This is a genomic window from Allobosea sp. 05T433, from assembly GCF_056396065.1.
This window is the reverse complement of sequence record NZ_JBFTKS010000118.1, coordinates 1-587: the sequence shown is the minus strand read 5'-3', so window position 1 is coordinate 587 and position 587 is coordinate 1. Positions and strand designations below refer to the sequence as shown.

Sequence of the window (587 nt, the reverse complement as noted above, 5' to 3'; positions counted from 1 at the left end):
GCCGGCGGCGGCTCGGGTGGCCACCACCCCGGCCCGGGCGGCCATTCCGGCCCGGGCGGCGAGAACCCTGGCGGACCCGGTGGCGAGAATCCCGGCGGTCCCGGTGGCCCCGGGAGCCCGCGCAGCAACCGCGCCCCGCTGCTTGCCGGTGTGGTCAGCCTGCGCAGCATCGGGCGCTGCGAGACGTTGCTGATCACCGCGATCGGACTGCTCGCAGGGGCGCTGGATCCTGATGGCGATGTGCTGGCGATCCGCAATCTCACCGCCTCCAGCGGCACGCTGACCGCGGTCGAGGGTGGCTGGGAGTTCAGCCCGACGCCCGGCTATTTTGGCCCGGTGACGCTGAGCTATGAGGTCAGCGACGAGACCGTCGCGGTCGCACAGACCGCGCTCTTCAGCGTCGTCGAGTTCACCGAGATCAACGGCACGGCCGGCGATGACAGCCTGACCGGGACCGAATGCGCCGACCTGATCGACGGGCGCGACGGCAATGACGTGATCGATGGCCGCGGCGGCTCCGACATCCTGCATGGCGGCGCCGGCAACGACTTCATCCGCGGCGGCGCCGGCAATGACCTGATCTATGC

Annotated in this window: 1 protein-coding gene; it reads left to right on the top strand. The window is 71.2% G+C overall.

The window, feature by feature from the left end:
* A partial coding sequence (locus AC1DGP_RS35280) for a cadherin-like domain-containing protein (protein WP_476833301.1) occupies positions 1 to 587 on the top strand: 587 nt, incomplete at both ends.